This window comes from Cohnella suwonensis (assembly GCF_042655365.1).
Lineage (GTDB): Bacteria > Bacillota > Bacilli > Paenibacillales > Paenibacillaceae > Cohnella > Cohnella suwonensis.
Genome location: NZ_JBHSMH010000059.1, coordinates 1 through 8,575, shown reverse-complemented (window position 1 = coordinate 8,575; position 8,575 = coordinate 1). Strand labels below are relative to the sequence as shown.

At 56.4% G+C, this 8,575-nt stretch carries 6 protein-coding genes, 1 tRNA gene and 1 rRNA gene; all 8 read left to right on the top strand.

Annotation, left to right across the window (positions count from 1 at the left end; genetic code table 11):
* Positions 1–85, top strand: a 23S ribosomal RNA gene (locus ACFPPD_RS16755); the annotation flags it as partial.
* 247 nt (positions 86–332) lie between these two features.
* On the top strand, positions 333–1,583 hold the full coding sequence (locus ACFPPD_RS16750; protein WP_209751988.1) for a putative glycoside hydrolase: 1,251 nt from the start codon (positions 333–335) through the stop codon (positions 1,581–1,583).
* Positions 1,584–1,734: 151 nt separating this feature from the next.
* A complete protein-coding gene (guaB, locus tag ACFPPD_RS16745) occupies positions 1,735–3,192 on the top strand; it encodes an IMP dehydrogenase (RefSeq protein ID WP_209751989.1) in 1,458 nt (485 codons plus the stop codon).
* Between the two features lie 149 nt (positions 3,193–3,341).
* Positions 3,342–4,679: a D-alanyl-D-alanine carboxypeptidase family protein gene (locus tag ACFPPD_RS16740; protein WP_378082677.1), complete on the top strand. Its 1,338-nt coding sequence runs from the start codon at positions 3,342–3,344 to the stop codon at positions 4,677–4,679.
* 92 nt (positions 4,680–4,771) lie between these two features.
* Positions 4,772–5,653, top strand: coding sequence for a pyridoxal 5'-phosphate synthase lyase subunit PdxS (gene pdxS / locus ACFPPD_RS16735; protein WP_209751991.1), 882 nt, complete (start codon positions 4,772–4,774; stop codon positions 5,651–5,653).
* 136 nt (positions 5,654–5,789) lie between these two features.
* On the top strand, positions 5,790–6,380 hold the full coding sequence (pdxT, locus tag ACFPPD_RS16730) for a pyridoxal 5'-phosphate synthase glutaminase subunit PdxT (RefSeq protein WP_209751993.1): 591 nt from the start codon (positions 5,790–5,792) through the stop codon (positions 6,378–6,380).
* On the top strand, positions 6,367–7,647 hold the full coding sequence (gene serS / locus ACFPPD_RS16725) for a serine--tRNA ligase (RefSeq protein ID WP_209751995.1): 1,281 nt from the start codon (positions 6,367–6,369) through the stop codon (positions 7,645–7,647). Before pdxT ends, serS begins: the two co-directional genes overlap by 14 nt.
* Positions 7,648–7,768: 121 nt before the next feature.
* Positions 7,769–7,857 (top strand) — tRNA-Ser (locus ACFPPD_RS16720).
* Positions 7,858–8,575: the final 718 nt, after the last annotated feature.

The following is an 8,575-nucleotide window of genomic DNA, read 5'->3' as shown; positions in this document are numbered from 1 at the left end:
GAAGAACACCAGGTTGATAGGCTCGGGGTGGAAGCGCAGCAATGCGTGGAGCTGACGGGTACTAATCGGTCGAGGGCTTATCCTACAACAGTTTCACGAGAAAACGCCGGTACTTCTACAACCACGCTTTGTTTCGCATCCAGTTTTCAAGGCGCAAGCCATGATACGTCTATTCGAGCACTCTCCGGCGAGAGTGCTCTTTGTTATTTCGCAAGATAATTCTGGCTTCCGAAGGAAATCCCGCCAGCGTTCCCAGAAACTCAGACGAGGCACGGATTCATGGGATGCAAACACTACCGTTGAACGGTTAACGCGAACGGGAGGAATGTTCCATGCAAGTCCGGGGTTGCTCGGTCCGTCCGAAGCTGTTGCGCGCGGTTTCCTTCCTAATCGTTATCGTTTTATCGACCGGCTTCGTCTCGGGCTGTTCTTCCGATGATCCGACAACCATAAAGAAGCAAAGTCTCACCGATGCAGGGCGATCGAAGTTAACGCCGGATGCATCCATAGACGCCAAGCAAGTTGCACTTAAAGCTAAAGCAAGCAAGGAAGACAGCATTCCGGTTACGCTCTCTTCGTCGAAGCAGCCTATAAGGGCGATCTACGTCACTTCTCACGTCGCGAACGGCAGCCGCATTCGGCAATTGATCGACCTCGTCAAGAATACGGAGCTGAACGCGATGGTCGTCGACGTGAACAGCGGCATATCGCTGGTCGCACCGACCCGGGACCGTCATAATACGCCGGACTATACGACGCTGACTTGGTCGGAGCGGAAGTCTTCGCGGCATTTTAGACAGATGATCAAGCAACTGAAGGACGAGGGTATCTATTTGATCGCTCGAATCGTCACGTTCAAGAACCCGGAGCTGTCGAAGGCGATGCCTTCTTGGGCGATCAAGCGCAAGGACGGATCGGTATGGCGGGACCGCAACGGAACGTCTTGGATCGACCCGTATCGCCAGGAAGCTTGGGAATATCCGCTCGCGTTGGCCGAGAAAGTCGTGCAGCTCGGATTCGACGAAGTACAATACGATTACGTGAGATTCCCCGAGAACGAGGCCAATGTGGACAAGATTGTCTCCTACGAGAACGACGAGGGCTGGAACAAAAGCGAAGCGATTCGCAAATTCCTGCATCGGGCCAATGTGAGGGCGCATAAGTACGGCGCTCGGGTATCCGCCGACGTGTTCGGCATGGTCGGTTCGTCCGATGACGATATGGGGATCGGCCAGAAGTGGGATTCGATCGCCCGAGAGGTCGACATAATCTCGCCGATGGTTTACCCGTCCCATTATTCCGAAGGCATGTGGGGAATCGATCATCCGGATCACAGCCCGGGAGTGATCGTCGCCCATGCGCTGGAGGACGCGGTAAAGCGCAATCGGCGGCTGAACGGCAAAGGAGTCGATACCGCCAAAGTCCGTCCGTGGCTACAAGGATTCACCGCCGGATGGGTACATCCACATCAGAAATACAACGAGAAGGAAATACGCGAGCAGATCGTCGCTGCCAGAAAAGCGGGAATCAACTCCTACATGATTTGGAACTCATCGAGCAGCTACCCCAAATTTACCACATAAAGTCGGAATCCCTTTGCCGCAAGAATGTTGATTTTATGCGGTTTTCGCGCCCCCGATGTGCTTGACAGTCCATCGCCGCCTCTGCTAAGATTGACGATAATTAATCGGAGACATTGGCCGGCAAGGTCCGGCAATAAGGGGGTAATTCGTTTTGTGGCAAACGAAATTCGCTAAAGAAGGGCTTACATTTGATGACGTGCTGCTTGTTCCGCGCAAATCTTCCATTCTTCCTAGGGACGTAGACGTATCGACGGTGCTCAGCCCTTCGGTAAAGCTGAATATTCCGCTGATCAGCGCGGGGATGGACACGGTCACGGAATCGGCTTTGGCGATCGCGATCGCGCGCGAAGGCGGCATCGGCATTATCCATAAGAACATGTCGGTCGCTCAACAGGCGGAGGAAGTCGATCGGGTCAAGCGTTCGGAGAGCGGCGTTATTACGAATCCGTTCTCGCTGACGCCGGAACACCACGTCTACGACGCGGAAGAATTGATGGGCAAATATCGCATTTCGGGCGTTCCGATCGTCGACAAGGACGGGAAATTGGTCGGCATCTTGACGAACCGCGACTTGCGTTTCGTGCATGATTTCTCCATTAAAATCACAGACGTGATGACGAGCGAAGACCTCGTTACGGCGCCGGTAGGCACGACGCTGCAGCAAGCGGAAGGCATTCTGCAACGTCATAAGATCGAGAAGCTTCCTCTCGTGGACGATACGAATACGTTGAAGGGCCTGATCACGATCAAGGATATCGAGAAGGCGATCCAGTTCCCTAACGCGGCGAAAGACCGTCACGGGCGTCTGCTCGTCGGCGCGGCCGTCGGCGTATCCAAAGATACGTTCGAGCGGACTGAAGCTCTCGTGAACGCGGGAATCGATGCTCTCGTCGTCGACTCCGCGCACGGGCATCACATCGATATCGTGTCGATGGTACGCAAATTGCGCGAGAAATATCCGGATTTGACGATTATCGCGGGCAACGTGGCGACGGGAGAAGCGACGCGCGACTTGATCGAAGCCGGCGCATCCGTCGTGAAAGTCGGCATCGGGCCGGGCTCGATCTGTACGACGCGTATTATTGCCGGTATCGGCGTACCGCAGATCACGGCGATCTACGATTGCGCGTCCGTCGCGCGCGAATACAATATTCCGATCATCGCGGACGGCGGCATCAAGTATTCCGGCGAGATCACGAAAGCGATCGGCGCGGGCGCCAGCGTCGTCATGCTCGGCAGCTTGTTCGCGGGCACGGAAGAGAGTCCGGGCGAAGCGGAGATCTACCAAGGCCGTCGCTACAAGTCCTATCGCGGCATGGGTTCCATCGGCGCGATGAAGGAAGGCAGCAAAGACCGTTACTTCCAAGAGAACGAGAGCAAGCTCGTACCGGAAGGCATCGAAGGTCGCATCGCGTACAAGGGCCCGCTCAAGGATACGATCCATCAGCTTCTCGGAGGTCTTCGTTCCGGCATGGGTTATTGCGGAACGGCATCGATCGAGGAACTGAAGAACGATACGCAATTCGTTCGCATCACGGGCGCGGGGCTTCGCGAAAGCCACCCGCACGACGTTCAGATTACGAAGGAAGCGCCTAACTACTCCCTCTAATCGAACGATATGACGATGTAGATAAGCCCATTATGAGAATGGTTAAAAAGAGCCGAAGGAAGGGAAACATCCGTCCTTCGGCTTTTTCCTTGCGGAGGTCCTATGTTACAATAGGACGGTGTTATTTTATCGAAAAAGGGGAGAATGCGTTGAATCGCCATGATCTGAAATCCATTACGAAAGCATTCATCACGAAGCGGTTCGTCGCCGCCGTCGTTCTATTCCATCTTATCGCTTTGTACGGTATGTCTTCCGTCGCTTCGGCTGCGGACGCGGCTCCAGGATCTCCCCAATTGGCTGCCAAATCCGCGATCCTGATGGACTCGGAAACCGGACAAATCCTATATCAAATGAACGCCGATACGCCTCTTCCGCCCGCGAGCATGTCGAAAATGATGACCGAATATCTCGTATCCAAAGCGGTCAAACAAGGCAAAATGTCGTGGGACGATACGGTAACGGTCGGAGAAAACGCGTCGAAACAAATCGGCAGCCGCATTCTTCTCGCGCAAGGCGATCAACATACGATCAGAGAGCTATATATCGCGATGGCCGTCTACTCGGCGAACGACGCAACGGTGCAACTGGCCGAGCAAGTGGCCGGCACCGAAGAAGCGTTCGTTAAGCTGATGAACGATACGGCCGTTGAACTAGGCATGACGAATTCCCGCTTCGTGAACGCGACCGGCCTCGACCGGGCCGACATGCCGGAGAAATTCCGTCCTGCGGCCGAAGGGGAAACGTTGATGTCCGCCAAGGACTCGGCCATGCTCGCGTATCATATCCTTAAAGAAGAACCGGAATTCTTAGAGACGGCCAAAATCCAAGAATACAAATTCCGTCCTCGCGACAAGGAACCGATGAAGAACTGGAACTGGATGCTCGGGTCCAACAAGAATAATCCGACGCTCAGGAAATTTGCCTACGAAGGCGTAGACGGTTTGAAAACCGGGCATACCAGTAGCGCGGGCAACTGCTTTACGGGCACGGCGCTTCGCAACGGCACGCGCTTGATCGCGGTCGTCATGGGCGTAGACGGCGGCTTAAACGACGGCAAACGGTTCTTGGAGACGGCGAAGCTGTTCGACTACGGCTTCAACGGCTTCGAGAAGAAAACGATCGTCCAAGCGAAATCGACCGTAACCGGACATGAAACGTTGAAAGTGAAAAAAGGCAAATCCAAATCCGTTCCCGTCGTGACGGCGACGGATCTCACGATCTTGGTCCCGAAAGGGCAAGCGGTGGAACCTGTCGTACAGGAAGTGAAGAGCGCGCAAGACCCGCTCGTCGCCCCGATCAAGCTCGGAGACAAAGTCGGCACGGCGACTTATAAATATAAAGATCCTTCCACGCAAGAGGAGAAGACGATTACGATCGACTTGCTCTCGTCCGAAGAAGTCAACAAAGCCAGCTGGTGGAGATTGCTGTTCCGCGCGATCGGCAATTTCTTCTCGGGATTGTTCCAAGGGATCGTGGATCTTTTCTAATCGGATCGCCCTACATTTCCGACTGAACAGGTTGTCTATTCCTCGCTAATCATGTAAAATTTATGTTTAGAATCTTCGGGAGGCTTGTGAATATGGAAACCGGAACATCGAGAGTTAAACGCGGCATGGCCGAAATGCAAAAAGGCGGCGTCATCATGGACGTCATGAGCGCCGAGCAAGCGAAAATCGCGGAAGCGGCGGGCGCTACGGCGGTAATGGCGCTGGAGCGAGTGCCTTCGGATATTCGGGCGGCAGGCGGCGTAGCCCGCATGGCGAACCCCGAGCTCGTCGAGCAAGTCATGAAAGTCGTCAGCATTCCGGTGATGGCGAAAGCGCGGATCGGCCACTACGTCGAAGCGCGCGTGCTGGAATCCCTCGGCGTCGATTACATCGACGAGAGCGAAGTGCTGACGCCGGCCGACGAAGTGTACCACTTGGACAAAAGCGAGTTCACGATTCCTTTCGTCTGCGGAGCCAAGGATCTCGGAGAAGCGCTTCGTCGCATCCAAGAGGGCGCGTCCATGCTTCGCACGAAAGGCGAGCCGGGAACGGGCAACATCGTCGAGGCCGTTCGTCACATGCGGTTGATCAACAGCCAAATCCGCAAAGTGCAAAACCAATCCAAGGACGAGTTATATAACGAAGCGAAAGTGCTCGGCGTTCCTTACGACCTGTTGCTGAAAATCCACGAAACCGGACGTCTTCCGGTCGTGAATTTCGCGGCGGGCGGCGTCGCCACGCCTTCCGATGCGGCATTGATGATGCACCTGGGCGCGGACGGCGTATTCGTCGGCTCCGGTATTTTCAAATCCGACAATCCGGAGAAGTTCGCGCGCGCGATCGTCGAGGCGACGACGCACTACACGGACTACGCGCTGATCGCGCGCGTGTCCAAGGATCTTGGCGAGCCGATGAAAGGCATCGACATCAAGCAATTGCACGCTTCCGAGCGTATGCAAGACCGCGGCCTGTAAGCGGCGATCGCATTCGGAAGCGCGGCAAGCGGCCAGCATAGAATCGTAACGAAGCGGCTTCCTTCCGGCACGAGCACGATGCCGAAGGGGGCCGCTTGAGATATTTTATAACGAGCACGGGAAGAGGGAACGGCGAATGAACATCGGAGTACTGGCGCTGCAAGGGGCGGTCGCCGAGCATATACGCAGCATCGAGTTGGCCGGAGGAACGGGCGTACCCGTGAAACGGGTCGAGCAACTGGCGGAGATCGACGGCTTGATCATTCCCGGAGGGGAAAGCACGACGATCGGGAAGCTCATGCGCAAGTACGGGTTTATGGAGGCGATCCGCGCCTTCGCCGGAGAAGGCAAACCCGTATTCGGCACGTGCGCGGGCTTGATCGTACTCGCGGAGCGGCTGGAAGGCGACGAGGAACCGCATCTGCAGCTGATGAACATGACCGTGGCGCGCAACGCGTTTGGCCGCCAGCGGGAGAGCTTCGAGACCGATCTGGACGTCGAAGGCATCGAGACGCCCCTTCGCGCCGTCTTCATCCGCGCGCCGCTCATTACCGAAGTGGGAGATAACGTCGACGTGTTGTCGGTGTATAAAGGCGAGATCGTGACGGCAAGGCAAGACAACTTGCTCGCGTCTTCCTACCATCCCGAGCTGACGGACGACTATCGCCTGCACGAACTGTTCATTCGCATGGTCAAGGAGAGGGGAACTTCGCATGTTGGATATTAAATTGCTCCGCCACGATTACGAGAAGGTCGAGCAGGCGTTGCGCAACCGCAACGCTTCGCTCGATCTGATCGCGGCATTCCCGCAGCTGGACGTCTCGCGCCGGGAGAAGCTGACGGAGAGCGAGCAGCTCAAGAACCGCCGCAACGTCGTCTCCCAAGAAGTCGCCAAGCTGAAGAAAAGCGGAGAGAACGCGGACGAGCTGATCGTCGAGATGCGCGCCGCGGGCGATCGAATCAAGCTGCTCGACGACGAGATTCGCGAGATCGACGCAGAGATGGAGCAATTGCTCTTATCGATTCCGAACGTCCCTAACGAGAGCGTGCCGGTCGGCAAGTCCGAGGAAGACAACGTCGTTCTGCGTACGATCGGGGAACCGACGTCATTCGGCTTCGAGGCGAAGCCGCATTTCGAGCTGGGCACGGACCTGGGCATTCTGGATTTCGAAGCGGCTTCCAAAGTTACGGGCTCGCGGTTCGTGTTCTACAAGGGTCTCGGCGCGCGTCTGGAACGGGCGCTCATCAACTTCATGATGGATCTCCACGCCGACGAGCACGGCTATGAAGAGATTCTCCCGCCGTATATCGTCAATCGCGACAGCCTCGTCGGCACGTCGCAGCTGCCGAAGTTCGCGGAAGACTTGTTCAAGCTCGAAGGAACGGACTACTTCCTCATTCCGACGGCCGAAGTGCCGGTGACGAACTTCCATCGCGAAGAGATTTTGTCGGCTGACGCGCTTCCTAAAGCGTTCGTCGCTTTCAGCGCGTGCTTCCGCTCCGAAGCGGGCGCGGCCGGACGCGATACGCGCGGCCTGATTCGCCAGCATCAATTCAACAAAGTCGAGCTTGTGCAATTGGTCGCTCCGGACAAGTCCTACGAAGCGCTGGAGCAGCTGACCGGCCACGCGGAACGCGTGCTTCAATTATTGAAGCTACCTTACCGGGTACTGGCGCTCTGCACGGGAGACATGGGCTTCGGTTCGGCGAAGACGTACGACCTCGAAGTGTGGCTGCCGAGCGCGGGCACGTACCGCGAGATTTCGTCCTGCACGAACTTCGAAGACTTCCAAGCTCGCAGAGCGGGCATCCGCTACCGTCCGGAAGCGGGCGCGAAACCGGAATTCGTGCATACGCTGAACGGATCGGGCCTTGCCCTCGGACGCACGGTCGCGGCGATCATCGAGAACTACCAGCAAGCCGACGGTACGGTTGTCGTGCCGGAAGCGCTTCGTCCTTACATGGGCGGCGTAGAGGTTATCGCGCCTCGCTAATGGCGCCTGGAACCTTTACCTGAACCTTACGCTTGAACTCGCGCTTTCGCTTATGATATGATAACTTGGCAGTCGCGGGACTCGTCTCGGCATTAGGCCGATGAAGCCCGCCGCCAAGCGTGGAGAGATACCGAAGCGGTCATAACGGGGCGGTCTTGAAAACCGTTAGGGTGCAAGCCCACGTGGGTTCGAATCCCACTCTCTCCGCCATACGAAAAAAACAAGCCGGTTCCTGAGAAGGAATCGGTTTTTTGCGTATGGCGAAGCGGGATGAGAACGGGCCGTAAAGCGAACATGCCATAAGGCAAGTTCGTAGGCCCCGGCGTGATAGTCGCTATTGTCGTGGCCGTATGATTCAGTACGGCCACGCTGCGACGGAGCGAATCCCACTCTCTCCGCCATACGAAAAAAACAAGCCGGTTCCTGAGAAGGAATCGGTTTTTTGCGTATGGCGGGGTGGGATGAGAACGGGCCGTTAAGCGAACATGCCATAAGGCATATTCGTAGGCCCCGGCGTGATAGTCGCTATTGTCGTGGCCGTACGATTCAGTACGGTCACGCTGCGACGGAGCGAATCCCACTCTCTCCGCCATACGAAAAAAACAAGCCGGTTCCTGAGAAGGAATCGGTTTTTTGCGTATGGCGAAGCGGGATGAGAACGGGCCGTTAAGCGAACATGCCATAAGGCATGTTCGTAGGCCCCGGCGTGATAGTCGCTATTGTCGTGGCCGTACGATTCAGTACGGTCACGCTGCGACGGTTCGAATCCCACTCTCTCCGCCATACGAAAAAAACAAGCCGGTTCCTGAGAAGGAATCGGTTTTTTGCACGATTGCGCGCCTAGCCAAGTTAGGCACAACTAGCCGGTGAAAGTCCGGTCGAGGTAAGAGCCAAGTCGCCTCGTAGCTGACGGGCAGCTGGTGGAGAG